At 64.5% G+C, this 26,299-nt stretch carries 22 protein-coding genes and 3 pseudogenes; 13 read left to right on the plus strand and 12 right to left on the minus strand.

Annotation, left to right across the window (positions count from 1 at the left end; genetic code table 11):
* Window positions 1-1,197: 1,197 nt before the first annotated feature.
* Together MRBLAR12_RS00005 and MRBLAR12_RS00010 are read right to left on the minus strand one after the other, a co-directional pair.
* Window positions 1,198-2,055: a PhzF family phenazine biosynthesis protein gene (locus tag MRBLAR12_RS00005; RefSeq protein WP_229995615.1), complete on the minus strand. Its 858-nt coding sequence runs from the start codon at window positions 2,053-2,055 to the stop codon at window positions 1,198-1,200.
* A 76-nt stretch (window positions 2,056-2,131) separates the two neighbouring features.
* Window positions 2,132-2,920: an SDR family NAD(P)-dependent oxidoreductase gene (locus MRBLAR12_RS00010; protein ID WP_364742403.1), complete on the minus strand. Its 789-nt coding sequence runs from the start codon at window positions 2,918-2,920 to the stop codon at window positions 2,132-2,134.
* A 102-nt stretch (window positions 2,921-3,022) separates the two neighbouring features.
* On the opposite strand from MRBLAR12_RS00010, the gene MRBLAR12_RS00015 reads away from it, so the two are divergent.
* From MRBLAR12_RS00015 to MRBLAR12_RS00025, 3 genes are all read left to right on the plus strand, one after another.
* The gene (locus MRBLAR12_RS00015; protein WP_364742406.1) at window positions 3,023-3,649 is read left to right on the plus strand and encodes a TetR/AcrR family transcriptional regulator; all 627 of its coding nucleotides are present in this window, start codon (window positions 3,023-3,025) and stop codon (window positions 3,647-3,649) included.
* 387 nt (window positions 3,650-4,036) lie between these two features.
* On the plus strand, window positions 4,037-4,432 hold the full coding sequence (locus MRBLAR12_RS00020) for a VOC family protein (RefSeq protein WP_229995618.1): 396 nt from the start codon (window positions 4,037-4,039) through the stop codon (window positions 4,430-4,432).
* 130 nt (window positions 4,433-4,562) lie between these two features.
* Window positions 4,563-4,994 (plus strand): DUF309 domain-containing protein, encoded by a 432-nt coding sequence (locus MRBLAR12_RS00025; protein ID WP_364742410.1) that lies wholly within the window; start codon window positions 4,563-4,565, stop codon window positions 4,992-4,994.
* 98 nt (window positions 4,995-5,092) lie between these two features.
* On the opposite strand, the gene MRBLAR12_RS00030 is transcribed toward MRBLAR12_RS00025, so the two are convergent.
* Window positions 5,093-5,641, minus strand: a complete 549-nt coding sequence (locus MRBLAR12_RS00030; RefSeq protein ID WP_364742413.1) for a GNAT family N-acetyltransferase — start codon at window positions 5,639-5,641, stop codon at window positions 5,093-5,095.
* Window positions 5,642-5,834: 193 nt separating this feature from the next.
* Window positions 5,835-6,865: pseudogene (locus tag MRBLAR12_RS00035) on the minus strand (threonine aldolase family protein).
* Window positions 6,866-6,975: 110 nt separating this feature from the next.
* Between MRBLAR12_RS00035 and MRBLAR12_RS00040 the strand changes: the two are divergent.
* From MRBLAR12_RS00040 to MRBLAR12_RS00050, 3 genes and pseudogenes are all read left to right on the plus strand, one after another.
* Window positions 6,976-7,617, plus strand: a pseudogene (locus MRBLAR12_RS00040) (AAA family ATPase); the annotation flags it as partial.
* Window positions 7,618-7,963: 346 nt separating this feature from the next.
* A complete protein-coding gene (locus tag MRBLAR12_RS00045) occupies window positions 7,964-8,176 on the plus strand; it encodes a hypothetical protein (protein WP_229995620.1) in 213 nt (70 codons plus the stop codon).
* A 129-nt stretch (window positions 8,177-8,305) separates the two neighbouring features.
* A complete protein-coding gene (locus MRBLAR12_RS00050; protein ID WP_229995628.1) occupies window positions 8,306-8,578 on the plus strand; it encodes a hypothetical protein in 273 nt (90 codons plus the stop codon).
* Window positions 8,579-9,068: 490 nt separating this feature from the next.
* Here the strand turns inward: MRBLAR12_RS00050 and MRBLAR12_RS00055 are convergent, their stop codons facing one another.
* From MRBLAR12_RS00055 to MRBLAR12_RS00080, 6 genes and pseudogenes are all read right to left on the minus strand, one after another.
* A complete protein-coding gene (locus tag MRBLAR12_RS00055; RefSeq protein ID WP_229995621.1) occupies window positions 9,069-9,398 on the minus strand; it encodes a hypothetical protein in 330 nt (109 codons plus the stop codon).
* A gap of 1,044 nt (window positions 9,399-10,442) precedes the next feature.
* Window positions 10,443-10,736, minus strand: a complete 294-nt coding sequence (locus MRBLAR12_RS00060) for a winged helix-turn-helix domain-containing protein (protein WP_364742417.1) — start codon at window positions 10,734-10,736, stop codon at window positions 10,443-10,445.
* 71 nt (window positions 10,737-10,807) lie between these two features.
* Complete coding sequence (locus MRBLAR12_RS00065) at window positions 10,808-12,109, minus strand: dicarboxylate/amino acid:cation symporter (protein ID WP_364742420.1); 1,302 nt, start codon at window positions 12,107-12,109, stop codon at window positions 10,808-10,810.
* A 149-nt stretch (window positions 12,110-12,258) separates the two neighbouring features.
* Window positions 12,259-13,674, minus strand: a complete 1,416-nt coding sequence (locus MRBLAR12_RS00070) for an aspartate ammonia-lyase (RefSeq protein ID WP_364742423.1) — start codon at window positions 13,672-13,674, stop codon at window positions 12,259-12,261.
* 176 nt (window positions 13,675-13,850) lie between these two features.
* Window positions 13,851-14,579 carry a FadR/GntR family transcriptional regulator gene (locus MRBLAR12_RS00075; RefSeq protein WP_229995625.1) on the minus strand — a complete coding sequence of 243 codons (729 nt, stop codon included), beginning with the start codon at window positions 14,577-14,579 and terminating at the stop codon, window positions 13,851-13,853.
* Between the two features lie 491 nt (window positions 14,580-15,070).
* Window positions 15,071-15,323 (minus strand): annotated as a pseudogene (locus tag MRBLAR12_RS00080) (DNA polymerase V subunit UmuC); the annotation flags it as partial.
* 359 nt (window positions 15,324-15,682) lie between these two features.
* On the opposite strand from MRBLAR12_RS00080, the gene MRBLAR12_RS00085 reads away from it, so the two are divergent.
* Window positions 15,683-15,949: a DUF1876 domain-containing protein gene (locus tag MRBLAR12_RS00085; protein WP_364742427.1), complete on the plus strand. Its 267-nt coding sequence runs from the start codon at window positions 15,683-15,685 to the stop codon at window positions 15,947-15,949.
* Window positions 15,950-16,211: 262 nt separating this feature from the next.
* On the opposite strand, the gene MRBLAR12_RS00090 is transcribed toward MRBLAR12_RS00085, so the two are convergent.
* The gene (locus tag MRBLAR12_RS00090; protein WP_364742430.1) at window positions 16,212-17,138 is read right to left on the minus strand and encodes a ribonuclease Z; all 927 of its coding nucleotides are present in this window, start codon (window positions 17,136-17,138) and stop codon (window positions 16,212-16,214) included.
* A 120-nt stretch (window positions 17,139-17,258) separates the two neighbouring features.
* Between MRBLAR12_RS00090 and MRBLAR12_RS00095 the strand changes: the two genes are divergently transcribed.
* From MRBLAR12_RS00095 to MRBLAR12_RS00120, 6 genes are all read left to right on the plus strand, one after another.
* Entirely contained in the window at window positions 17,259-17,846 is a 588-nt protein-coding gene (locus tag MRBLAR12_RS00095; RefSeq protein WP_364742433.1) for a hypothetical protein, read from the plus strand.
* Window positions 17,847-18,050: 204 nt separating this feature from the next.
* Window positions 18,051-19,076 (plus strand): biotin synthase BioB, encoded by a 1,026-nt coding sequence (gene bioB, locus MRBLAR12_RS00100; RefSeq protein WP_364742436.1) that lies wholly within the window; start codon window positions 18,051-18,053, stop codon window positions 19,074-19,076.
* A 283-nt stretch (window positions 19,077-19,359) separates the two neighbouring features.
* Entirely contained in the window at window positions 19,360-20,721 is a 1,362-nt protein-coding gene (locus MRBLAR12_RS00105) for an adenosylmethionine--8-amino-7-oxononanoate transaminase (protein ID WP_364742439.1), read from the plus strand.
* 8 nt (window positions 20,722-20,729) lie between these two features.
* Window positions 20,730-21,887, plus strand: coding sequence for an 8-amino-7-oxononanoate synthase (locus MRBLAR12_RS00110; protein WP_414645452.1), 1,158 nt, complete (start codon window positions 20,730-20,732; stop codon window positions 21,885-21,887).
* Entirely contained in the window at window positions 21,884-22,561 is a 678-nt protein-coding gene (bioD, locus tag MRBLAR12_RS00115) for a dethiobiotin synthase (RefSeq protein WP_229995944.1), read from the plus strand. The genes MRBLAR12_RS00110 and bioD overlap by 4 nt, the downstream gene beginning before the upstream one ends.
* A complete protein-coding gene (locus tag MRBLAR12_RS00120; RefSeq protein WP_364742445.1) occupies window positions 22,558-23,751 on the plus strand; it encodes a cytochrome P450 in 1,194 nt (397 codons plus the stop codon). Before bioD ends, MRBLAR12_RS00120 begins: the two co-directional genes overlap by 4 nt.
* A 1,086-nt stretch (window positions 23,752-24,837) precedes the next feature.
* Here the strand turns inward: MRBLAR12_RS00120 and MRBLAR12_RS00125 are convergent.
* Window positions 24,838-26,244 (minus strand): FAD-binding oxidoreductase, encoded by a 1,407-nt coding sequence (locus MRBLAR12_RS00125; RefSeq protein WP_229992256.1) that lies wholly within the window; start codon window positions 26,242-26,244, stop codon window positions 24,838-24,840.
* Window positions 26,245-26,299 lie beyond the last annotated feature (55 nt).

The raw sequence follows: 26,299 nt of genomic DNA on the forward strand, positions 1-26,299 counted from the left end.
AGACGACTTCCTCGCACAGCTGGTCCTTGAACTCCTGGCTGAACCGGCGACGTGATGCAGGCATTCTGCACATTCCTCATTTCAGTAGTCCCCCGATTTTAAGGGGGTCCACTGTCCGAGAACTCCGAGGCGGCCCAACATGACCTGGGAAACTTTCTTGGAGATTCTTTCCCCCCGATTCGCTCCTTCCCTGTGAGCCGGGGGAGAGCTTGGCGCCCTTTTGTCTGGCAGAGGTGGCGTGCACATTGTCCACACCGTGTACGCGGGATGCCGTTGCTGGTGGGCGGCTCCCTCCGTGCCTAATTCTCCTGACACGAGTTCATGCAACCACGAGGTCTGTGTGACATGACTTTCCGGGCACTCTGGCGGGACGTCCGGTCCGTGCTACGTGGACTGTTCCAGAAGCGTCCGCGGCAGGGAGGTGTGCGTGACAGTAGTCTTCTTCCGTCGCCGTTCCTGCTGGGTAGTCAGTCATACCCGTCCATAACCGGATGCACGGTTTCGACATGACTACCTGAGCGTGCTCTTCTAACGTGGTCGTCTCGATTCCTCTGGCGCGTCGACAGAAGGCAGTATTAGCCGCGAGAGTGAGCGGCAGAGGCTGGCCGGAAGCGAAGGTCCCCGGCCGTCGTGGCGTCCGCGTAGTTGGCGAATGCTGATGCTGTCGCCTCGGCGTCGCCTCCGAGGTGCCCGGCGACGCGCCGGCGTAGTACTTTGCATGTTCCGAGCTGGAAGGCAGGTTCAGCCGGTGTTGGCGCCCATGCGGTTTTTTTCCAGCGTGACTCAGACCAGGCTCTCGTGTGGCCAAAAGCCCAGGCTGTGCCCCAGCCGACTGAAATCCGATTCGAGCCCACTTTAGCGGCAGCAATCGCAGTTTGAACGGGGACCACTTTTCGCCGTGGAAACGACCCCCATCAAGAGGCTGAAACCGCCGATCGATTTCGTGCTGGTCCTACTCGACGTTCTTTGCCGATGTTGCGGATGGTCCGCTAGGAGTTGAACTGCTTTACCTCAGGAGGAGCTTCCTTCAGCTGTTCCTTACTCGGACGCTGGGGTTTGCCTTCGAAGTCATAGGTGGTCAGCTCTGCCTGCAGGGCACGCGTCGTGAAGCGGTTGTAAAACGGACGGGATCATGAGAAAGCGCGGATGCCCGGTTCAGCGGGACCAAAATCAGCTGCTTTCCGCCGACGAAACGGCTCAAGCGATTTCGACGGCTTCTCCGCGCACTGCGATCCCGCCGAGCGGTGGAATATTAATGGTGAGTCTGCTCGGGCGGCCGACGTGGCTCCCTTGGAGCACCACCACCCGGCTGGGTGGTTCCACAAGCGATAGCAGGCGGAGGTATCCGCCGAAAGCAGCGGCAGCCGAACCCGTCGCCGGATCTTCAGTGATGGCGCCCGCCGGGAAGAGATTTCGCGAGTCAAACTCGCCCGCTCCGATCTCGCAGAGTGTCGTTACGGTACCGGCCCAGTTTTGGGCGTCCATCAGCGTACGCATGGGATCCGGGTCGAACCCGAATGAGTCAAAGGTCCTTCGGTCAGCGAAGACCAGTATTGGATGCCAGTTTCCTGCAAAGGCGAGCAGCGGAGGGTAGGCGGGGTGCAATTCGTCCCGACCCACGCCCAGCAACCCGAGCAGAGTGTCCAGAACACCTGCCGGAAACTCGGCGACGCGAGGCTCCACGCTCGTGAAGGATGCCGTCAGGGTAGCGCCCTGTCCGGCAGATTCGATCGAGACCAGCCCCACCGAAGTATCGAACGTAAAGGTCCCCGCACCGTGCAGCCTCGACAGCGCGACAGCCAGGGCAATTGTGGCATGGCCCCAAAAGGGCACCTCGGCGATCGGGGAGAAGTACCGCACGCGGTTTCGACGTGAGTCTCCGTCAATCGCCGCCCCGGTGATAAAGACCGTCTCCGCATATCCGACATCGGCCGCGATGACCTGCATCTGCGCGGCGTCGAGACGGGTTGCGTCCAAGACCACGCCCGCCGGATTGCCTCCGCCAGGGCTCGTGGCAAAGGCGGCATAGCGAAGTACATCGGGAGTCTGATTCATTGCTACATCCTCGGTGGGTTGTGAAAATACGGGCGTGGCGAAGACCAACAGGGTGAAGCGAAAAGCGACTGCAGCACTAGTCCTGTACGGCTCTGCCCGCCATGGCGAGGGAGATGTTTCGGGGGAGGCGCTGGGCGATTCCGGCAAGCATGCGATTTCCCAAGCCTGAGACGACGCTTACCGGTGTAGTGCGGCGATCGAGGGCGCGCAGGGCGGTGTCGATGACCTCGCTGGCGCTCTGCAGCCGGCCGACGGCAGCGGCCTGGCTCCCGAGGACATCGAAAAACTCGGTGCGGGTAGCCCCCGGGCAGAGCGCGAGCACACGAAGGCCGGATTCCTTCGTCTCGTGTGCCAGGGCCTCGGTGAAGCTCAGGACAAATGCCTTGGTTGCCCCGTAAACCGCCATCCCAGGCACCGGCTGAAAAGCTGCAGTGCTGGCCACGTTGATCAGCGCGCCCCTCCCGGCGGCGAGCATCTCGGGGAGGAATGCCCGCGTGGTCTCGACGAGAGAGGCCACGTTCAGGGAGATCTCCGAGGCGATGACCGCGGGGTCTTCCTTGACCAAAGGGCCGCTCGTGGCGAAGCCCGCGTTGTTGATCAGGGTGTCGATGCGGATGCCCCGGCCGGCGAGCTCTCCGCGGACTTCAGCCCCGGCTCCCGGACGGCTCAAGTCCTTCGAGAGCGTCGTCACTGAAATGCCATGCGCGTCGCGCAGCTTTCGGGCGAGATCCTCAAGCCTGTCGGTCCGCCGTGCGACCAGCACAAGGTTGGCCCCGCGCGCCGCAAATCGTGCGGCAAACTCGGCACCGAGCCCGGAGCTCGCCCCAGTGATCAGTGCCGTGGTTCCGGTGTAGCTCATGGTCATGTCGAATCCGATCCGTGTCGCGGCTACTCATGTAGCCAATGCCAACATAGTAGGCAGGGACACCATTGTTGTCAATGACTACATTGCGGATATACTGGTCGGATGATCGATCAGCCCTATCACCACGGCAGGCTCCGGGAGGCGTTGCTGGCACGTGCCACGGAAACCGTCGAGGAAGCAGGAGTCGAGGGACTTTCGCTGCGGCAGCTCGCGCGTGATCTGGGTGTGAGCCACGCGGCACCCGGCAGGCATTTTCGTGACAAGCAGGCGCTTCTCGATGCCCTGGCCTTTGACGGCTTCCGCAGCATGAATGCCGGGATAATGGGAGCGTCTGAAGCGGCCGGAGACCATCGGTCACGCTTTGTCCGGATCGCTAGGTCCTATGTGGACTTCGCGGTCTCTCACCCGGTCCTGTTGGCCGTGATGCACTCCACCAAGCACCATCCTGATGCCAGCGATGAATTGCGCAGCATCGGCGAAGACGGTATATGGGTCGCCAGAGCGCTCATCGCTGAAGCCCAGGCCGCCGGGGAGCTGGCGCCAGCCGACTCCGAGAGGCTCGCTCTCGTTTGCTTCGTGAGCCTGCACGGAGCCGCAATGCTGGCGGCGGGCAACCTCCTGGATGGAACATCCGTGGACTACCTGACCCTAGCGACTACCGACCTGTTGTGGGCCGGAATGGTCGCAGGTATGCCCGCGCCCCAGGGAGCCTCGGGAGTCGGCGCATGAGCCGTGCCACGAGATGAACTCGGCGTCATGAACCCTTGTTGAGTCCGAGCTGGCCGTCAGGCAGCCTTCGTTCGGGACGTCGCCCTTAGATATGCCCGGCAGGGGTTCCCAAAACTGGACCGCAGACCGCCAATTCAGCTGCGATTTATCGCAATTCCTGTTTAACAGTCACACAGGAGTGTGGCCGTCAACTTCGTTTGGCCCCTAAATCGCAGCTGAGTTGGCGGTTTCGCAGTTCTGTTTGCGGAACGGTCGGTGCAGCAGATTCGGCGTGGGCCGTGGCGCCCCGGTCGGTGTGGGGCAGCTCGCCGCCCAAAAGGGGTCCTTGAACGCCACACCAGGAATTCACCGACGCGGGGCGGGCGAAGTGCGTGAGTGGGGGGCCGGATGGAGAACATGGAAGTCCTTGGGAGCCGCATCCTGCTTCATCCGTCCGAACCTGAGCGGAGCCACCGGTTTTATCGGGACACGTTGGGTTTGGCGATCTACCGGGAGTTCGGGAGTCGTGATGCGCCGGGTCTGGTGTTCTTCCTGGGAAACGGTTTTCTCGAGGTCAGTGGACGGTCGGCTGATCCACCGGGGAGTGCCTTGTCGATCTGGATTCAGGTTCGCGACGTGCAGCTTGAGCACGAGCGGCTGCTGGCGGCCGGGGTACCGGTGATCCGCAGGCCGCAGCAGGAGCCGTGGGGGCTGGTGGAGATGTGGATCGCGGACCCCGATGGAGTGCGCATCGTGCTCGTCGAGGTTCCAAATGATCATCCCCTGCGCCGCGACCAGCGGTGATCATTTCTTCTCTCGCGGCCGCCGTCCCGTGGCATCCATTTGCGGCGGAACGGATGTTCGAAGCGCCGGGTCTTAGGATTGGGCGTATGAAGGTCGGTAGGCTCCGGGCACGCTCAGGGCGGAGACGGCAATGACGGGTGATAGGGATCGGGATGCTGCAAGGCGCCCGCGGCAGGCCCGGCCGCGTGACGCTCTTGGCCGGCCGCTGGCGTACGGGAGCGTTGGCGTCGAGCCGGTCTCGGAGGAGCCGCTGCCGCCGGCGCAGACGTTGGTTTCGGCCCGGAGTCTGGTGGAGGCAGGCCGGCCCTTCGCCGCTCATGAGGTACTCGAGGCCCGCTGGAAAGCCGGGCCGGCCGAAGAACGCAACCTTTGGCAAGGTCTCGCCCAGATCTGCGTCGGGCTCACCCACGCCGCCCGGGGGAACAGCATTGGTGCGATCCGGCTCCTCGAGCGCGGTGCGGGCCGACTCGAGGAGTACGGTTCCGGCGACGGGCCGACCTACGGGCTGGACTTGTCCGCCGTTGTGAGGTGCGCACGTGACCGGATGCGCACCGGCCACTGACCGGCGGCCGGCATCCCCGCGGCAGGCGGCGGAGGCACTAATTGCGGGGGACTGTTGAGAGTTTGCTTGACCATTGGCCTGTCCAATAAGCGGGTCGTTCAGCGGGAGCGGGTTCTCCTGGGCACGACCTTCTGGTCCGTTTCGGCGACGAGGAACACATCGATGGAATCCTCGTGCTCGTGGACGAATCCGGTGCGTTCGTAGAGGCGTCTCGCCGGGCTGCCTTGGAGGACGGTGAGCCGGAAAGGCCGGTGATCGCGCTGCGCCTCCAATACGTGGCGCAGCACCGCGGTCCCCAGACCCTGCCCTTGATACTTGGGGGCCAGATAGAAGTGTTCAATCCATTGCTCATCCGATTCGGGGCGGACCGCAATCACACCGGCCGCGGAGGCTCCGACGTCGATAACAAACGTATGCGCCGGGTGAAAGCCCGTGAGGAAGCGCTGTCTGACGCGCACCGGATCCCAGCGTCCGAGGCGCTCGAGATCGGGACGCATGACCTGGGCGCGGAGCTCGGCAATCCATGAAGCGTCAGAGGGAAGGCTTTGGCGCAATGACCAGACGGGAGGCATGTAGCCATTGAAGCTGAAACTACCCGGCACGACGAAATCGAGCAGGATCCACGCCCCGTAGCTGAAGAGTGCCATCTGAACGACTGAACCACTCTCGCAACAACGGCAACTGACCAGTATCGCTAAGTCGTCCCCGGGGGCCTGCTCGCAAGACCGCGACTCGAAGTGCGATTTAGAAGGAGATGGGCAGGGTGTCAGGGCCAGGGACTAGGGGCCTGAGTGGTCCTGATTCAAGCCGTCTCAGTGGTCCTGAATCGGGCTGACATACTCAGGAGCACATCCACCGGACTTCGCCGCGTGCTTGGTCCCAGTCATAGAAGCGGAAGGATTCCCGGACTTTCGCGGCTGCCCCGGGTGGGAGGACGGCAAAGACGCCATTGGACTGTGTTGCTTGCGTCAGTGAGACGCCGTTAATGGCCGAGATTCCTTCGCTGAGACGTTGAGCCATCTCGTTGGCGTGACTGGCGGACCGCAGCCACAACCCATCCGTTAGCAGGGCTACCAGCTGCGCAGAGACGAAACGGATCTTTGAGGCAAGCTGCATGTTCATCTTGCGCAGGTAGCTCATGCCTGGGTCGGACTGTGGGTTGAGCCAGATAACGGCTTCGCCGAACAGCAGCCCGTTTTTGGTGCCGCCAAAAGACAGGACGTCGACACCGGCGTCGGTGGTGAATGCCTGCAAAGGAAGCCCGAGATGTGCTGCAGCGTTGGCCAGCCTTGCTCCGTCCCAGGTGCAGTTTCATTCCCTTCGCATGGACGTGTTCAGCGATCTGTTGGATTTCTTCCGGCGTATAGCAGGTGCCGAGTTCGGTGGTTTGGGTGATCGATACGGCCAGCGGTTGCGCCCGGTGCTCGTCTCCCCACCCCCAAGCTTCGGCGTCGATCAATTCCGGGGTGAGTTTGCCATCCGGTGTGGGGATCGGGAGGAGCTTTATTCCGCCAACCCGTTCCGGGGCGCCGTTTTCGTCGGTATTGATATGCGCTGTTGCTGCGCAGATGACAGCGCCCCAGCGCGGGAGCAGGGCTTGCGGGCAAGGACGTTGGCCCCTGTTCCATTGAAGACCGGATATGCGGTAGCAGTTGTCCCGAAGTGGGACTGGATGACCTCCTGAAGCGCTGCTGAGTAGACATCTTCGCCGTATGCGGTGACGTGGCCTTCGTTGGCTGCCTGAACTGCTTCGATGATTTCGGGGTGAGCCCGGTGTAGTTATCCGTGGCGAAGCCCCGGTATGCCGGGACCTGCAGGCGCCCCGCCAGTACGTGCGGGACGCCTGCTTTGGTATCAACGCTGACGCTCATGCCGGTGCGCCCACGAGGTGGCCGGCCGTGAGGGGCAAGCGCTGCCCGTTGATCTGTTCTGCCTCCAGGTCGAAGATCCGCTGTACAGCGTTGGCACGGACCCTGACATCTCCGTGGTGCTGTTCGACGAGGTGGAGAAGGCGCACGCCGATCTCTTCAACTCGCTGCTGCAGATCCTGGAAGACGGCCGCCTGACCGACTCCCAGGGCCGCGTGGTCGACTTCAAGAACACCGTGATCATCATGACCACCAACCTCGGTACCCGGGACATTTCCAAGAGCGTCGCCACGGGCTTCCAGTCCGGCACGGACTCCCAGACCGGCTACAACCGGATGCGCGCCCGGGTCACGGAGGAGCTCAAGCAGCACTTCCGCCCCGAGTTCCTGAACCGTGTTGACGATGTTGTGGTCTTCCCGCAGCTGACCCAGGACGAGATCATCGAGATCGTGGACATGTTCGTTGGCCGGCTCGAGAAGCGCCTGAAGGACAAGGACATGGGCATCGAGCTCACGTCCGCGGCCAAGGTGCTCCTGGCGACCCGCGGCTACGACCCCGCCATGGGTGCCCGGCCGCTGCGCCGCACCATCCAGCGCGAGATCGAGGACCAGCTCTCCGAGAAGATCCTCTTCGGCGAGCTGCACTCCGGCGACATCGTGGTGGTGGATGTGGAGGGCGAAGGCGACGACGCGAAGTTCACCTTCGCCGGCAACGCCAAGCCGCGCATCCCGGACGCACTGCCCGCCGCAGGCTGATCGGAATACCGCCGCTGGCCACCGCCGGGGTGGGCTGATATCCGGTGGCTCACCGCATTGTCCTGCGGCTAAGGCTTGCCGGACTCTTTAGGATCTAGCCGCTGCGCTGCTGCCTTGTGGCCAATGCGGCGGTGTGGTTCGTCCGGACCACCCTCTGGAATTCACCGCCACTGGCCCATCTGCCCTTAACAATCCCCGATCGAACATCACAGCCCAGATCATCAAAATTGTATGACTCGGCTTATGCGCCGCAGTTCCTTCCTTACTAGGGCTGCTCGTAGGCTCGCAGCGACAGGGTGTGGCCGCTGCTCTGGTAAGCACCCGGTCAAGATGGGACGATGCATGTATGGGCGAGAACAAGGGGCGCCGTCCGGACCGATCCGCTCCTGACTTCGAGGAAGAACACGAGCAGACGGCCCCTCCAGTCGATCACCGAAGGCCGCCCACGAACCAGATGCGCACCGTTGGCCAGCGCCGCCGCGATGCGGAAGACAAGCTGGAGCACCACCAGCGCGAAGCCCGGAGCAAACCGAAGGACGAGACCGCAGCCGGACAATAACTGGACAACTGGACGCGACCCCAAGGCTGCGCGGCCGCACCACGTGTTCGCACCTGCCAGGGCCCCTGACAGCAAACGCCTGAGGGGTTCTTTCGTCGAACGGATGCCTGAAAGGCAGCAGTGACTGAGATGCACATCAAGGAAGAATGGAACCGGCTCGATCCCGCCACCCAGCAGTGGCTGATGGATAACCCGGGATGCGTGGTCCTGCCACGCACCCTGACGGCCATTATCAACAAGGAAACCGGCGAAAACGCCGACGCCGACGCACACGGCGAAACCGTGCTGACCGGCGAGGACAGGGACTTCATCCAGGCCAAAGCACGCGAAGCTGCGGCCAGACGGACTCCTTCGGACTATCGCTTCTTTGACGCCTCGCAGCCTAACGAATCCCCCGGGTAAACACGGAGTTGCTGCTTCAGCGTCGGCCGGGGACGGCAAAAAATTGCCCGCAGTGGAGTTCAATGCTGACGAAACGGCCGCGCACAGGCTTGCTTAGCCTGTTGTTGCCACCAGCATGGACACGCTGTTGGGCGTGTACCTGCCCCTGCTTCAGGACGCAGCTGAAAGAACCCGCCAGGACTGGGCCCGCTGACAGCCCCGCCCCTCCTCATCTTGGACTGACCCGGGCATGGCCAGTCGAGTCTGGCTCCGCAAGGACTCACCTCAAGACGTCAGCCAAGCGTTCGTGCGTATCCCACATATTTATCGGGAGACGCATTGACCTAAGGCTTTTGTTTCTCTTGCGCGGCGGCGAGGATCGGTAGGCGTATCGTCCCGTTGCTCACGTCGCATGCTAACAATAGGCGCGCTGCATGGGCGGAGGATTCAGGCGCGCGGAACTGGATTGTGAGCTAACGCGGGGCTTGCCGCGGCAGCTGGTGCGGGCTTGTCAGGCTGCCAGGACTAGTGATGGGGCCGCGGACGTCGCGTGGCCCGGCGTCAGGATGCTGATCCGATAGTCGCGCTGGAGCGGGTCGGCGTGCACCGGCAGGTGGTGCGACTTTGCGCACCTCTGAAGCTCTCCCATCGCGTCGGGGTCAACGTGTGCACGGGTCACATCCAGTTCCAGCGCCAGTCCGGAGGCGAGTGCGCTGGCGCGCTTGACCACGTCATACAGGCAGCCATGGACGCTCTGAGCCGTCACGTGGCCCTGGACCCTGACGTGGGCCTTGGCGCCGTCGAGGTCCACGCGGACCAGCACCCGCAGCTTCTCGTTCACAAAGTTCTCCGCTCTAAATCGGGGCCACCACGCTGTGGCCCCCGACAACGATAGACGCAATGTGACCTGGATAACAACACCATCCGTGAGTGGGGCGCAACCGTGCTGGCGTCTGCCGACACGCAGGGCGATCATGCCGACTTCCAGGCAGCCGAATTTCGTCAGTACTAAAAGGCGAGCAGCGCCCTACGGTTTGGGTGCGGTGGTCCGGTGGAGGGGAGTTGGGACGGCCAATCGAGGTGTGTACATAGTCCACGCTGCGGGCTCCGGATTGGGCCGTATGTGGATCGGACTGGGCCGTATTCCGCATGTTTCCGGGAGTTCCCATTGTTCGCGGGGCTGGAATGCAGTTCGAGGGGGTCCTTGCCTTAGCATGTGGGCATTAACCCGGGTTGGGTCCTTCTGACGCTTATCGCGGCCTGGTGCCTGGCCGCCGCGGTGGCCTATGAAGTTGTGTGGACGGCGGGTTCAGGGCGCTGGCTGGTGGGCACTCCGCCTGCTGGGATGTGCGGTCATTCGGCCTCCTTTCTGGCTTTCTTGTGTTGGCCGTTGTTGGTCTTGTACCTATTCATGTCGTGGAGTCCTGTCGGCGACATGACCTGCGGGGATTTCTTGGAGATTTTTCTCCGGATTTCTTGTTTACCGGCGGCCTGGGGGAGAGCTTGGTGCCGACTCCGGCTATACCGCCGGCCTACAACCCGCCCACGAGCCAGACTGCAGGCTGTCTTCGCCGCCAAAGACCACATGGCATTGGGCATGCTCCGGGCCTTCCGGGAAAGGGGAAAATAGGGTCCCGAAGACATCAGCCTCGCCGGTTTTGACGACGTGCCCGAAGCCTCGTCCTACGCCCCACCGTCCATAATGCAATCCAGTGCTTTTACCGGGGATCTGGATGCCCGACTCAATACGGCGGCATCTTTCGGTCCTAGAGTCAACGCCCGGTTTGTTGGGGGGGGCGGCATGAGATTCCGGCCGCAAGAGCACAGAGGACGACGGCGGGAGGTCCCGCCGTCGTCCGCAAACATGGTAGCCAGCGCCGCCCGGCTAGGAGTCCGACTCCGCTTTTTCAGGAGCGATGCCGTAGAAGGGCGTGAACCGACCTCTCGCTCCGGGGGAAATGTTGGAACGGACGATCGAGGCCTTCTCCAGCCCTGCCAGGTGGTATCTGACTGCGCCCCGCGAGGACGCGATGCCGTCGCTGATGTCAGCTACTTTGCTTGCACCATGGCTTCGCAGGTAGTCGATGATTTGTGACTTGATGGGTGCGCTTCTCGCTCTTTCCGTCCGCTCAATGCGGTGCACGTCCATCGGGCTCTGGACTTCAAAGTCAGCGGTCATTGGCGATGGCCTTTCATCCGGTGTGGGGGTCGGTTTGCAGGTTGATAATTGGTTGGCCGGCCGGGTGCCGGTCAGTGCCTCGAAACGAGCTCGGGTTGCCGGCTGTCCTCAGTGTCTTGGCCGTCGTCGGAGGTGCCGGCGCGTGACGCCTCGAGGAGGGACGTGGACTTGTCGTGGTTCCTGCCGATGACCGCGGTGGCGATGGCATTTCCCAGGATGTTGGTGGCGGTTCGCCCCATGTCCAGGAGCTGGTCGATCACCAGCAGGACTCCAATTCCGGCGGCGGGGATGCCGAAGGCAGGGACCACGGCGGCTACGACGACGAGTGACCCGCGGGGCACGCCGGCCATGCCCTTGCTGCTGAGCAGGAGCATTGCGGTCATCGCGATCTGCTGGCCAAGGTCCATGTCGATGCCGTAGGCGTTGATCAGGAAGACCGACGCGAAGGTCATGTACATCATGGATCCGTCCACGTTGAACGAGTAACCCAGGGGCAGCACGAAGCCGGTGGTGCGCTTGTCGATGCCGAACTTGGTCAGGCCTTCGATGAGCTTGGGCAGGGCGGCTTCACTGCTGGAGGTGGCGAACGCGATGACCATGGGTTCGCGCACTATCCGGACCAGTCGGAAGGCGGCCCGTCCGAGGAAGGCGACCGCGACGGCGATCATGATCGCCCAGAGTGCGGAGAGGGAGATGTAGAATCCGCCGATGAACGACGCGTAAGTGGCAAACGCGTCGAGACCCTTGGAGGTGAAGGCTGCCGCGATGCCGGCGAAAACGCCGACGGGTGCCGCCTTCATCACATATCCGGTGACCTTCAGCATGACGCCCATCAGTTCGTCGATGGCATCCGCTATGGAGGAGCGGCCCATCTTCCGGAGGTTCAGCAGGGCGATGCCGAAGAGAGCGCCGAAGACAAGGATCTGAAGGGGGTTGTTTTCTGTCAGGGCGGCGAAGACGCTCGTGGGGATGATGTGGGTAACAAACGCCTGGTAGTCGAGGGGCTTCGTTTCCATCCCCGCGCCACCTCCCGGCATCAGGTGGAGCCCGTCACCGACGTTGAGTACATGGGCCGTGATGAAGCCGAAGGCGCCCACCAGGACGGAGGCGGACAGGAACCATATCATCGAGCGGCCAAAGAGCTTGCCCACGCCGGCGGATTTGGCCGCTCCTGCGATGCCGGAGACGAGGGTGGCAAAGATCAGCGGGGCAATGATCATCTTGATGAGGTTCAGGAACATGTGCGTCACGGTGTCGAGGACAGCCACGACAGATTCGCGCGCGTCCACCGGGAGCAGCCAGTGGAAGAGCAGACCGCTGACGATTCCGAACAGGAGCGCTGCCAGGATCCACATCGTTGATTTGTTTTTCATATTCAGTCCTTGGGTAGAGGCCGGGTTGGTGGCCCGGTGCTGGAACGGCCCTCGTCATCGAGTTCCGTTTCTCTGTGGTCGGTCGGGATTTTGGGCACGACGGTGTGCCCCTTGCTCCCTGGTCGGGCGGGGTCGTGGGTGTGCGGCGGTTATTTTCTCAGGTTGGCCAGGCGTTGTGGGCTGAGGAGCTCGGTGAGCTGCTCGGCGGTGAGCAGCCCGTGTTCGAGTACGAGCTCCGCGACGCCCTTGCCGGTGGCGAGGGCTTCCTGCGCGATGGCCGTGGCCGTGGCGTAGCCCAGGTGCGGGTTCAGGGCGGTGACGAGGCCGATTGACTGTTCCACCGTGAGGCGGAGGTGTTCGGTGTTGGCGGTGATGCCCCGGACGCAGCGGGCCGTGAGGGTGCGGCAGGCGGCTTCCAGGTGGGAGATGCTCTTGTGGAGGCTGTGGACGATGATCGGTTCGAAGGCGTTGAGCTGGAGCTGGCCGGCTTCTGCGGCCATGGTGATGGTGACGTCGTTGCCGATCACCTCGTAGGCCACCTGGCTGACCACTTCCGGGATGACCGGGTTGATTTTGCCGGGCATGATCGAGGAGCCGGACTGCACGGCGGGGAGGTTGATTTCGCCGAATCCGGCGCGCGGGCCGGAGGAGAGAAGCCGGAGGTCGTTGCAGATCTTGGAGAGTTTCACGGCGACCCGCTTGAGCACCCCGGAGAGGTGCACGAAGGCGCCGACGTCCTGGGTGGCCTCGATCAGGTCCACCGCCGTGACCAGCGGCAGCCCCGTGATCTCGGCCAGGTGCCGGCAGGCGGCCTCGGCGTACCCGGCCGGTGCGTTCAGGCCGGTGCCGATCGCCGTGGCGCCGAGGTTGATTTCGTGGATCAGCAGGTCGGCTTCGGCCAGGCGGAGCCGGTCCTCGCCGATCGTGACGGCGTAGGTGCCGAATTCCTGGCCGAGCGTCATGGGGACGGCGTCCTGGAGCTGGGTGCGGCCCATCTTGACCACCGTGCGGAACTCGAGGGCCTTGGCGGCGAAGGCGTCCTCGAGTTCGGTGAGGGCTTCCAGCAGTTCCCGGGCCGCGAAGATCGTGCCGAGCTTGACCGCGGTGGGGTAGACGTCGTTGGTGGACTGGCTGAGGTTGACGTGGTCGTTGGGGTGCAGCCGGGCGTAGTCGCCCTTCGGGTGTCCGAGGATTTCCAGGGCCCGGTTGGCGATCACCTCGTTGGCGTTCATGTTCGACGACGTCCCGGCCCCGCCCTGGATGACGTCCACCACGAACTGTTCGCTGAGCTTGCCGTTCATGACGTCGGCGCAGGCTTCCGCGATGGCCGCGGCGCGCTCGGCGTCGAGGAGCCCGAGTTCCTGGTTGGTGCGTGCGGCGGCGAGTTTCACGGCGGCCAGCCCGCGGACCAGGTGCATGTTGGAGGACAGCGGCTGGCCGGTAATGGGGAAGTTCTCCACGGCCCGGAGGGTGTGGACGCCCCAGTAGGCGTCGGCGGGAACATCCCGGTCGCCCAGGAGGTCGTGTTCGGAGCGGGTGTCCGGGGCGGTATGGGCGATAGTCATGGGGTCCTCACAGGGCTTCGTTGACGGGTTTGGACGGTAAAAATCTGGGGCCGGGGCAGGACTGAGTGACGCCGCAGCCGGCACGGTGGGCATGGTTGTTCCCGGCAAGGAGATCGCGCGGGGGTTGCGGCGATTGCAGCGGCAGGGGATGGTGAGTGAAATCCGGGGTTTAGGATCTAGCGCGTATGGCCGGCCCTGGAGTTTCCGCTTCCGGGGACGATGGTGCCCAGGGCGCATTCAACTCCGTGCAAATGCATTCTCATGGCCTGGGATGCCTCCTCGGCTGATCCACTCTCGATGGCAGCGAAAATGCGGGCGTGTTCCTGACCCGATTCCTTGCGCCGGTCAGCCACGAGGTTAAGGGTGTTTGATTGGTTAGCCATGGCGTCGCAGATGTCTGACAGGAATGATTCGAACACGCCATTGCCGCTGCACCGGGCGATGGTCACGTGGAATTCAGTGTTCAAAAGGACCCACTGCTGGAGATCGTCTTCCTCGGACATTTCCCGAAGGATTTCCCGAAGAGCCTCCAGGTCTTCGCTGCTGCGGCGTTGGGCGGCGAGGCCCGCGGCCGGCACTTCCACGTGGGGGCGGGCTTCAACGAGGGCGCTGGCCGAATATTTGCCGAGTTTGAGGTCCTGGGCCACCTTGTCAGCGATCACGAACGTGCCCTTACCCGTGTGGGTGGCCGTAAGTCCCAATGCGGTGCAGGAACGCAGCGCCTCCCTGACCATCGTGCGGCTCACACCGTACTGTTTGGCCAGCGATGCCTCCGAGTCGAGGCGGGTGCCGACAGGGATCTTGCCGCCCTCGATAGCACTGCGGAGGGATGCAAAGACCGCTTCAGCCGCGCCAACGCGTACGACTCGATCTTGCGCAGCTGTCCAGCTGTCCAACAGGTTCATACGAAGACTATGGCACTTGTCACACTGCCCGTCAAGGAAGTCCCGAAAATGACGAAATGGGGGCGGCCTTAGGCCAACTCACGAGGCATCCCAGTTCACACGACGAAGGCACTCCCGCGGTCATCGAAGAGACAGGGACCGCGCTCTTTGCTCTCCGTTTCGATGTCGCTGCCGGACCGATTGCCGGGGCAATCCGTGTCCACTGGGACCTCAACACGTAGCCCTGTGACCGTGTCCAGGATCAGCAACGGTATGCCGGGGGACCGGTGCGGGGAACGTGGCGACCACGGCCTCCCACCGTAGCGCCGATCGCGACGGGCAAGCTGGGTCGGGGACAAACAGATCAAACAACATTCCCGCCGCGAACTACTACACCCTGGATTTCCACGGCACCAAAGGAGCCCTGGCACCTGCACGTATGGAAGGAAAGCGGCGGCACGCTACATCTGCTGCTCCTCGGATCTGCACTCCGATCAGGCCGCTGCCTGCCTGATGTCCCTGTAGGGTTCGTAGTTGCTGGACACGGCGACGAGGCCCTTTCTCTGGCGCGGGGTTCGACCTTGAACCACGGATCGCCCAGGCCGATGCCCAGAGCCTTGGCCTCGGGGGAGCGGTGACGGCGCAGCTGTAATCGCACGACAGCACGATCAACGGCCCGCCCTGCAGCGCGGGGTTGAAGGGACGCTCGGCCGAGGCGTATTAGCAGTTCACGTCCGCATGCGGGATCTCCTGCATGCGCCGCATCGTTGCCGGCCTGGACACGGCAAGCGCCCTCGCCTGGGCACGGACGATGTCCCTGGCTGGCATTCCGGTGGCACGATCGCGGAGCCACTCCGTTCGACCTCGCCAGACTGTATGAGGTCTGATGCTGCCGCGGCGGATCGCCACCGGGGTCCAACCCCCCGGACCAGGAAGCCAGTGCTGATGGACGGCGCCCGACTCTGGCGTCCTCGGTCTGCATGAGGTCTGCGGTCCCGCGTGAGTTGCCTCGTCGTGCGGGGCAACTCAGGGCCTTTGGCGCACGGTTTGCGGGGAAATTTGCGGACCTTGACGGCTTGCCTCGAGCTTGGGATGGTGGAAGTCGGATCGAGGAGGCGGGCACCATGCAAGAGAAAAGCTGGTCGGTGAACATCGTTATCGACGAACATGAAAACCAAACGTGGGCCACGGCGCGATTGAGGGCCGGGAACCGGGCGGAACTGGAGGGTGTCGGGTGGGCCAGGCTGAATCCGGTGGACTCTGATGTCCCGGAGATCGGGGACGAGTTGGCGACCGCACGCGCCCTGGCGGAGTTGGCGCATCAGCTGATCGAAGTCACCGCGGCCGACATCGAGAAAATTACCAAAGAACCTGCACATCTCCGTCCTTAGCCCTGCCATGCCGAGCGTGAGTCCTGCCGGCCGGCTGGAATCCCCGCGCTGAGCTCGGCGGCGCACTCGGTATCATGACCGCCGGAGCCTTGTTGTTCCCGGTAGGCACCTTGTCAGCGAAGTCTTCCCGCGCCCGGCCTGGATCTGCTTCCCACCCCGGTTGCTCCGGGTCGCTCTGGAGGCGCTTCCCGCCCGCCCACCAATAGGTTGTCCCCGGGACTGGGCTCTGCACGATCCTTAGGTGTAATTCCCGCAGACGTCGTTAGGACGAACGACGTTGCGGAAAGGCAATGCGGTCAAGGTCGTTCGCGGCAACCACCTTGGCTTGACCGGCGCGACCCCGGGCCTGCTCGGCGAGAGGGGCAACGTCCCCGTAGCGCGAAGAAAAGTGGGTGAGGACGAGAGTCCCCGCGCCCGCCGATGCGGCCAGCTCGCCCGCCTGCCCCGCTGTGAGATGGCGGAACTGCGAGGCGAACTCGGCGTCGTCGTCGCTGAATGTGCACTCCGTGACGAGCAGGTCAGCGCCCTCCGCCAGTTCCTCCGCGCCCTGGCAGGGCGCGGTATCCATGACGAAGGCGAAGCGTTGACCGGGACGCGGCTCGCTTACCTCCTCCAGACTCACGCCGCCCAGGTTTCCTTGGCGCATTAGGCGGCCGACGTCGGATCCCGCAATCCCGACTGCCGCGAGCCGGTCAGGAAGGAGTGTGCGCGCGTCGGGTTCCACAAACCGATAGCCATAGGCCTCGATGCGGTGATTCAGCGCCCGGACCTCCAGGCCCGGGGCGATCGGCTCTGAAGTCCTTTGGCGGCGGCCCTCGTGTTCGCCGCCCCCGTAGCCCCCATGTGGATGCAGCCGAAGATCTATGCCCGAGGACGCGACGGACACGAGAGCTCGGACGGTGTCCTCCCCGGTGGCAGGATAGTGCAGGTGGACGGGGTGGTTGACTTTGTCAAGGGCCATGCGGGAAAGGACGCCGGGCAGACCGTAGCAGTGGTCGCCGTGCACGTGCGTGAGGCAGATGCGCGTGATCTGGGAGACGGTAACTCCGGCGTGGATCATCTGCCGCTGCGTACCCTCTCCGGGGTCGAAGAGGAAGTCCTCGCCATCCCACCGCAGCATGTACCCGTTTTGGTTTCGGGTGCGGGTCGGGACCTGCGAGGCGGTGCCGAGGACGACGAACTCACGCATGAAGTCCAGTGTGCCACTCGATGGCGACAACGGGATGGGACTCCGGCATGTTGGGCGCCCTGGTCCCTCCACTCGGTCTGGTCGCGACGCCGCGACCAACACCTGGACAACCTGTGGGCAATGGCCGGCGGCATCATCGACGGACTGCTGGCCGGTTCCACCCCCGGCGGGGCGGTCGAGGTCGACGGGCACCGCGACATCGGCTCGAAGCTTCCGGTGAACTTCTTCCCCGAGGCTTCCGGCATCTCCAAGGAGGGCCGCGAAAACCTGGTGCCCTATGCCGACCACACCTTCAACGCGTTGGGTCCTGACAACGAGCTGGTGGAGCAGGGCAGGTGCAAGGCCGCCGAATACACCGAGTGGGCCACCGCCAAGTGCCAGCGCGACGCCTTGAAGTTCAGCGATGTCACCATCGGCGGCAGCACAATCCCCGAAGCCAGCAGGGTCATGCTGTGCTTCGCGGCGGCAAACCGCGATCCGCGCCGCTGGGAAACCCCGACGAGTTCGACCTCTCCCGCGACCCGTCCGGACATCTGTCCTTCGGCATGGGCATCCACCAGTGCGTGGGCCAGCACGCAGCCCGCCTCCAGGCGGCGTCATTGCTGGAACAGCCGGTGCCCCGGATCAGGAGCATCGAACTGGCCTCGGCGATCGAACGCCACTACAACAACACCCTTCGTGGCTGGGACTCTGTGCCCCTGCGGTTGACGCTCGCCTAGGCCACGGACATGCAGGGCCACCCTAATCGATCAGGCATGCCCTATTGGCCCTAGGCGCCCCGGCCGGCGGCCTCTCCGGGCGAAACAAACTGTCGCCCCCCTTCTTGTGGGGAACGCACAAAATCCTGCAATCAGCCGGAAACTACTGTCGCCGGTGAGGCATATCCACGAAACCCAGCGAAAAGGACAATCAATGACGATTCAGGCACCTCCCACGGCCACGAGCTATGCAATTCTCGATACTGCCCGCCGGCAGGTCTTCGACGACGGCATCGGCCTCTCCGAGGCTCAACTTGTCGAAATCCTCCGACTGCCGGACGAAGCCCTGCCCGCCGCGCTGCAACTGGCCCACGACGTACGGCTGAAGCACTGCGGCGAGGACGTCGAGGTGGAAGGCATCATCTCCATCAAGACCGGAGGCTGCCCCGAGGACTGTCACTTCTGCAGCCAGTCCGGCCTGTTCGACTCGCCCGTCCGCGGCGTCTGGCTGGACATCCCGGAGCTGGTCAAAGCCGCGAAGGAGACCGCGGCTACCGGTGCCACCGAGTTCTGCATCGTCGCCGCCGTCCGCGGCCCGGACATCAAGCTGATGAACCAGATCAAATTCGCGATCGACCGCATCAACGAAGAAGTGGAGATCAACATCGCCTGCTCCCTGGGCATGCTGACCCAGCGCCAGGTGGAGCAGCTCGCCGAATGGGGCGTGCACCGCTACAACCACAACCTCGAAACCGCCCGCAGCTACTTCCCCGAAGTCGTCACCACGCACACCTACGAAGAACGCCTCGAAACCTGCGCCATGGTCAAGGCCGCCGGCATGGAACTCTGCTGCGGGGCGTTGATCGGCATGGGAGAAACCCTCGAACAGCGGGCCGAACTCGCCGCGCAGCTCGCAGCCCTGGAACCCCACGAGGTCCCGCTGAACTTTCTGAACCCCCGGCCCGGGACACCGCTGGAAAACCAGGGCCTCATGGACGGCAAGGACGCCCTCCGCGCCATTGCCGCCTTCCGACTCGCCATGCCCCGCACCGTGCTCCGCTACGCCGGCGGCCGGGAACTGACCCTCGGTGACCTCGGCACCCGCGAGGGCCTGATGGGCGGCATCAACGCCGTCATCGTCGGCAACTACCTCACCACCCTGGGCCGCCCCGCCACCGCCGACCTTAACCTCCTGGTGGAACTGAACATGCCCATCAAGGAACTCCAGAAGACACTGTGAACCGGGTATCAACGAGCCCAACCATCGGCTCTAATTTCGCGGTTTCGGCAGACTCAACCACCAGCTCGGCCACCGCTGAGTTTTGCGGGCACTGCGGCGGGATGTACGCCGGTGGTGCGCTGCCGCCGTCGTACGCTCACCGACAGTGCGAGGAACTGCTGCAGCTGGAACCGCCGCGCTACTGCGCCGCCTGCCGGCGCCGCATGAAAGTACAGGTCACACCGCTGGGCTGGTCAGCAGAATGCTCCCGCCACGGGGTGCTCGCACCATGACGCCCGGTTCAATGACGCAGGATTCCGCGCAGACGGGCCTGATCCAGCGGGACCGCGCACGGTTGTGGCACCCCTACGCACCAGCCTCCCCGAAACTTCCATTGTGGGAGGTCGAAGCGGCCGACGGCGTGCGGCTGCAGCTTCGGGGCGAGGACGGCACACGCCATGAGGTTGTTGACGCAATGTCCTCCTGGTGGTCCGCAATCCACGGCTACCGCCACCCGGTGCTCGACGCCGCCGCACGGCGGCAACTGGAGAGTTTCAGCCACGTGATGTTCGGCGGGCTCACACACGCCCCGGCCGTGGAACTCGCCGAGCGGCTGGTGGACCTGGCGCCGGCGGCACCCGGGAGGCCGGGATTAGAGCGGGTGTTCCTCGCTGACTCGGGTTCGGTGTCCGTGGAGGTGGCGCTGAAGCTGGCGGTCCAGTTCCAGACCGCTCTAGGGCAGTCTCAGAGGCAGCGGTTCCTGAGCATCCGCGGCGGTTATCACGGGGACACCTTCGCGGCGATGGGAGTCTGTGACCCCGTAGAAGGCATGCACTCCGCATTCCCGGGTTTGCTCGGCGGCAACGTCTTTGCGCCGCGTCCGCCAGCTGCGGCTTTCGCCACGCCGGAAAGCATACGGGCATGGGTCTCGGAGTTCGAAGAGATCGCGGCCGCAAATTCCGGGGAGCTGGCCGCGATCATCGTCGAACCGGTCCTCCAGGGTGCCGGCGGCATGCATGCCTACCCGGCCGAATGCCTGACGGTGCTCCGGCAGGTGGCGGACCGGCATGGGCTGCTGCTCATCTTCGATGAGATCGCCACCGGTTTTGGGCGGACCGGCGAACTGTTCGCGGCCGATCATGCCGGCGTCGTGCCGGACATCATGTGTGTGGGCAAAGCCCTGACCGGCGGATACCTGACCCTCGCCGCCATGCTCTGCACCGACGACGTGGCCGCGACAGTTTCCGGCGGCCAGGCCGGGGCGCTGCTGCATGGCCCCACGTTCATGGGCAACCCGCTGGCCTGCGCTGTTGCCAATGCCAGCCTTGGCATCATCGCCAACGGCGGCTGGCGAGCCGACGTTGGCCGGATCAACGCTGGCCTGGCGTCCGGGCTGGCCCCGGCTTTGGAACTGGACTGCGTCCGGGACGTCCGCACCATCGGAGCGGTGGGGGTCATCGAACTGCAGGACGGCGTGGACGTCACCGCGGTCAGCGCCGCAGCCATCCGGCACGGCGTCTGGGTCCGGCCGTTCCGGAACCTCGTCTACACCATGCCGCCATACATCAGCACCGCGGCGGACGTTGAGCAGATCACCACGGGCATGACGGCCGCCGTCGCCGAAGTCCACGAATGCCTCCCGGCACAGTCCAGGGGGCTGGGATGAGCGTCTCGATGATCAAGTGGCTGGACCGGCAGGCTGAAGTCCGGAACCGCCGGGGCCTGGTCCGCCGACCGCGCCCCCGTGCCGCCGACGAACAGTTCATCGACCTGGCCAGCAACGACTACCTGGGGCTCGCCGCCGACCCGCGGGTCATCGAGGCAGCGGCGGCGGCCGTCCGGCAGTGGGGTGCGGGTGCAACCTCCTCGAGGCTGGTCGCCGGAACCACGCGGCTGCACCTGGACCTCGAGCGGGAACTGGCCATGCTCGCCGGGATGGAATCGGCGCTGGTGTTCTCCTCCGGGTATCTGGCCAACATCGGTGTGATCACTGCGCTGGGCGGCCCCGGGACCCTGATCGTCGCGGATGAGCACTGCCATGCCTCGATGATCGACGGTTTCCGGCTCAGCCGCTCCCGCACCGAATCGTTTACGCACAACAGCGTGGAGGAAGCCGGCCGCCTGCTGGCCGGCCGGTCGGAGCCGCGCGCACTCATCGCCGTCGAATCCGTCTACAGCGTCCTCGGCGACGAAGCACCGCTCGTTGACCTGCTGACCCTGGCCGAGGAATACGACGCCGTGCTGCTCATCGACGAGGCACACAGCCTCGGAGTCACCGGCACCGGCACCTTCCAGGGCCGCGGTTCGGTGGCCGGGACAGCTCTCGCGGGGCATCCGAACGTGATCGTGACGGCGACACTGTCCAAGGCCGTGGGCAGCCAGGGCGGAGCGGTCCTGGGATCCGCGTTGCTGCGGGAACACCTCGTCAACCGGGCAAGGAGCTTCATCTTCGACACCGGTCTGGCGCCCGCCTCCGCCGCAGCGGCCCTCGCCGCAGTTCGGATCATCCGCGATGAGCCCTGGCGGGCCGGATGCGTCCGAACCAACGCTGCGGCGCTTGCCGCCGGGCTCGCCCGTGCCCTGTCCGCCCGCGGCGCAGCCCTCGACCGGACAGCGGGGGCCGTCCAGTCGGTCGCCATGCCGTCCGCCGAATCCGCCCTGACAGCGGCGGATGCCGCGCGAGCCGCCGGCGTCCGGATCGGCTGCTTCCGTCCGCCGTCCGTTCCGGACGGGACTTCGCGGCTGCGGCTCACCGCCCGAGCCACACTGACACCCGAGCACATCGACGACAGCTGCGCAGTGCTGCGCCGCATTTTGGAGGAACTTCCATGAACCTGCCCGGCATTATCCTGGTCACCGGAACGGACACCGGCGTCGGCAAGACCATCACGACCGCTGCCCTCGCCGCCGCCCTGATGGTAGCGGGGCGCAGCGTCGCGGTGTACAAACCGTGCCAGTCGGGAGCCGCTGCCGGCGATTCCGACGTGGCCGAAATTGTCCGGCTCGCCGGCGCCGTGACGGCGGAATCCGGCGTTGTCCTGAAGGAGCCGCTGGCGCCCGTCGCCGCTGCCGCCGTCGACGGTGCGCCGCTCCCGCGGCTGGCAGTCCACGCCGGGAGGGTCCGCGAGCTCGCCGGCTCCCATGACCACGTTCTGGTTGAGGGCGCAGGCGGACTCCTGGTGGAACTGGATTCCGACGGCAGCACGCTCGCCGACCTGGGCTCGCTCCTGGCGGCGGCGTTTGTGCTCGTCGCCCGGCCGGCCCTCGGCACCCTGAACCACACCGCTCTGACCCTCGAAGCGCTGGCCGCGCGGGATCTTCGGGTCCTTGGCCTGGTGCTCGGGAGCTGGCCGTCCGCCCCTGAGTTTGTCCACCGCGGCAACCGGGAGGTTCTCGGATCGATGCAGGTGCCCTTGCTCGGTGCCATTCCCGAGCGGGCCTCGGAACTGCCCCCGGCAGCGTTCCGGGCCGAAGCGGCGGCCTGGCTGAACGGACTACCCGCATGAACCCGCTGGTGTCCTTGGCTGGATCCATCGCGCCTCAACTGGTTGGCTCCGGCCAGGCGCGCTGCCCGTACACGGTAGTGCGTGACCCGGACGCGGTGCGGGACGTCCTGCACCGGCCTGCCGACTTCAGTCCTGCGAATTCCCTGGTCGCTGTAACTCCTCTGGAAGGGCCTGCCCTTCGTGTGCTGCAGCGCGTGAGCTTTGCGTTGCCGCCGGTGCTGGCCAGCAACGACACCGACACGCATGCCGGGATCCGCAAGGTCGTCGCGGGATTCTTCACCCCCGCCACCGTCGCCGCCATGGAACCACGGATCCGTGGACTGGCCCAGGAAGCGGCAAAGAACGCCGCGGACCAGCTTGGATCCTCGGGTCACGTGGACCTGGTGCAGACGGTCGCGGCGTTTCCTCCGGCGGTGGTAATGCTTGAACTCCTCGGACTGCCCGTCCGGGACCTTACGGATCTCAAGGGGTGGGGCCTTGACTCCATGGAGCTGTTCTGGGGCTGGCCCGACGAGGCCCGGCAACTCGAACTTGCCCACAGCGCCGCAGACTTCTACGTCTGGCTTCGTAAACTCGTAGCAGAATCCAGGACCGCCCCAGGACGCAATCTGTTCAAATCCCTAGCCGAACACGGCCTATCCACCCCTGAAATCTGCTCGCTCGGCTACTTCCTGCTGATCGCCGGACAGGAAACAACCACCCAGCTGATCAGCACCACCCTGTTCCGGCTCCTTAAAGGGTCGGCCCCTGTGGGCTGGAACGACGCAGCGTCCGACGCCGGCTCCAAAACTATGGTCCGGCACGTACTGGCCACCGAATCATCCGTCCCCACCTGGCGCCGTGTGGCAGCCCACGACACAAACCTCGGTGACACTGTAATCCCTGCCGGCAGCGAGATCCTCCTCGAACTTACCGGCAACCAGATCACCTCACCGTCCGGGCAAGAACGCGCGCACATTGTTGGGCAGGCGGACCTGCGGGAGGCGTCTGCGTCCCCGGGCCTGGTGTTTGGGTCAGGCATTCACCGCTGCCTCGGCGCCAAGCTCGCCGAACTCGAGGCGGCTGTCATCGTCCAGGAAACTGCCGCCGCGCTTCCTGGGATACAACTGCATGATCCCGAGCCCGAATGGATCCGGTTCCTTTCATTCCAGGCACCCCGGACGGTCACGGTTGTTAAAGGTCCTCGCTGACCGCACCCACGACCATGGTGCACCCAGTTGTCTACCAACAGGCGGGTTGCGAGTCGATCATGTTGCGCTCAGGCCGGGCTACAGTATCGACCGGAGCGTTTTCGAGCTTGTCAGAACTCGCCTGGACCGGCATCCCCGCAATCGGGATGCGGTAGTTCGTGGGCTCCGGAAGCGATGAAAATTGGGCGCCTACATATTTGAGGCGGGACAGTGATCCTCTCGTGGGAGGCTTCGGCGCCTACACCAGCCGGTTGGTTCATGGAGGAGCGAACTTAGTTCAGCATAGTTGGCTGGCCGTTTCGCTGGTTCCCACGCAGCGCTTCGGGCTGCCTGGAATGTGGCAAAAAAGGAAGTGTGTACAAAGTACACTTTGGGCTTCGGACTGGGTCGTATGTGGGTCGGATCGGGCCGGAATCCGCATGTTTCCGCGGTTGCCCAGTGTTTGCGGGGGAGGGAATGCAGTTCGAGTCCCACCTCGGGCACAGCATTCCCCCTCGCCAGAGGGGGTTTTGCTTTAAGGTGTGTACATTGACCCTGGTCGGGTCCCTCTGACGCTTGTCGAACGCTTGTCGCGGTCTGTGGCCTGGCCGCCGCGGCGGCCGGTGAAGTTGTGTGGGTGGCGGGTTCAGGGCCCTGGCTGGTGGGCCCTCCGCGTGCTGGGATGTGGGGGTCATTCGGGTCTCCTTTTCTGGGTTGTTCTGGTGGACGTGGTTGGCCTTGTACCTATTCATGCTGTGGGGTCCTGTTGACGACATGACCTGCGGGGATTTCCTTAAGATGTTTTTCTCCGGAATCCGGGTTTACCGGTGGCTTGGGGGAGGGCTGGTTCCCGTTTGTCCGGCCAAGAGGGGTGTGCACGTTGTCCACACCGGAGTGAGTTTCCTGCCGTTGCTGCTTTGTGGCTCGCTCCTTGCCTGCTTCCCACGAGACGGGCAGGAAGATCCCCGGAAACCCGGGGATCTTCCTGCCTCAACTCACGGAACTTCAGGTTAGGGGTTTGCTGGGAATCGAGGTGCATCTGGCGCGGGCTGTCAGGTTGCTTCCGGATCCTCGGTCGATCATCCACTTCTCACGCAGGCAGTGCTGTCACACCGTGGGGGCGATGTTCTGGTTCAACCGGAATAGATTGGTGGGGTCGTATTCGTTCTTCAGTTCCACGAGCCGCCGGTATGTATCCGCCGGGTACGACGCCCGGACGAGCGTCGTATTCGCTTCACCTGTGAAATTCACGTAGGATGCCACATCCGGACCGAGCGCGGACGTCACGCGCCGGGCCCATTCGACGACATCCGCGAAGCCTTCCGCCGTCGGCGTGCGCGCCACAACATTGACGATGAATTCCTGGTCGCGGAGTGCGAAGGCCGTTGCTTCGGCCGGAACCCGGCCGACCGCGCCGCCAAGGTGGTGCAGGTGAATCTGCGTCATGGCGTTGGGCAATGCCGCAAACGAGTCCAGCAGCACGCGCACGGACGCGTCGTCGGCGGCGCGCAGAAATGCCGAGCGGAAATAGTTGTGCACGCCCCTCGGGTACAGCGGATCGAGCGCCTGCTGCCACCCCGCGTACGGGTTGGCCGCGAACACATCGGCGATGACCGTGCCCAATGACCGGAAGGGCGCGGTGGCGGCCTCGCCGTCATCGAGATCGCCGGACCAGCACCCTCCCACAGCGATGACTGGCTTGCCGTGCACTGATTCTGGCAGGAACGGGACCGGTGGCGCCATGGTCATGTTGACCAGCGTGGTCAGCTCATCGGGGGCCGCCGCGCAGGCCGCCCGATAGCCGCGCAACACCTGCTCCGCCTCTTCTGCGGGGTAGAAAACCAGGCCGGAAAGGACGATGGGCCCCACTTCGTGCAATTGATAATCGAAGGACGTCACCACACCGAAATTGCCGCCGCCGCCGCGCAGTCCCCAGAACAAATCGGGGTGCTCGTCGGCACTGGCGTGAATAAACTGCCCGTCGGCGGTGACGACGTCGGCGCCGACCAGGTTGTCGCTGGCCAGCCCGTGCTTGCGCACGAGCCAGCCGATGCCGCCGCCGGTGGTGAAGCCGGCGATGCCGGTCGAGGACACCAGGCCACCGGTCACCGCAAGCCCGAATTGCTGGGTCTCTGCATCCACGTCCTTCCAGGTACACCCTGCCTGTGCCGCGACGCGGCGGCGGGCAGGGTCCACCTGGACCCCCTTCATCAGCGAAAGGTCCAGCACGATACCGTCGTCGACGGTGGAAAACCCGGGGATCGAATGGCCACCGCCGCGAACCGACAACGGCAACCCCTCGCTACGCGCGAGATCGACCGTGCGTATCACATCTGCCACACCCGCACAGCGTGCGATGAGCGTCGGGCGCCGGTCGTGGGCCCCGTTCCAGATGCTGCGTTCGTGGTCGTAGTCCGCGTCCCCTGGCCGGACGACCTTGCCGCGCAGGCCGGCGGCGAACTCGGCGATGGTGGCCTCGCCGATGCGGGTCGGCCTAGTCTGCGTCGTTGTCACGATGCGTTCCTCCTGATTGCTGTTTGTTTGTCAGATCCATTTGTCAGATCCAGGA

The organism is Arthrobacter sp. LAR12-1-1.1 (assembly GCF_040676555.1).
GTDB lineage: Bacteria > Actinomycetota > Actinomycetes > Actinomycetales > Micrococcaceae > Arthrobacter.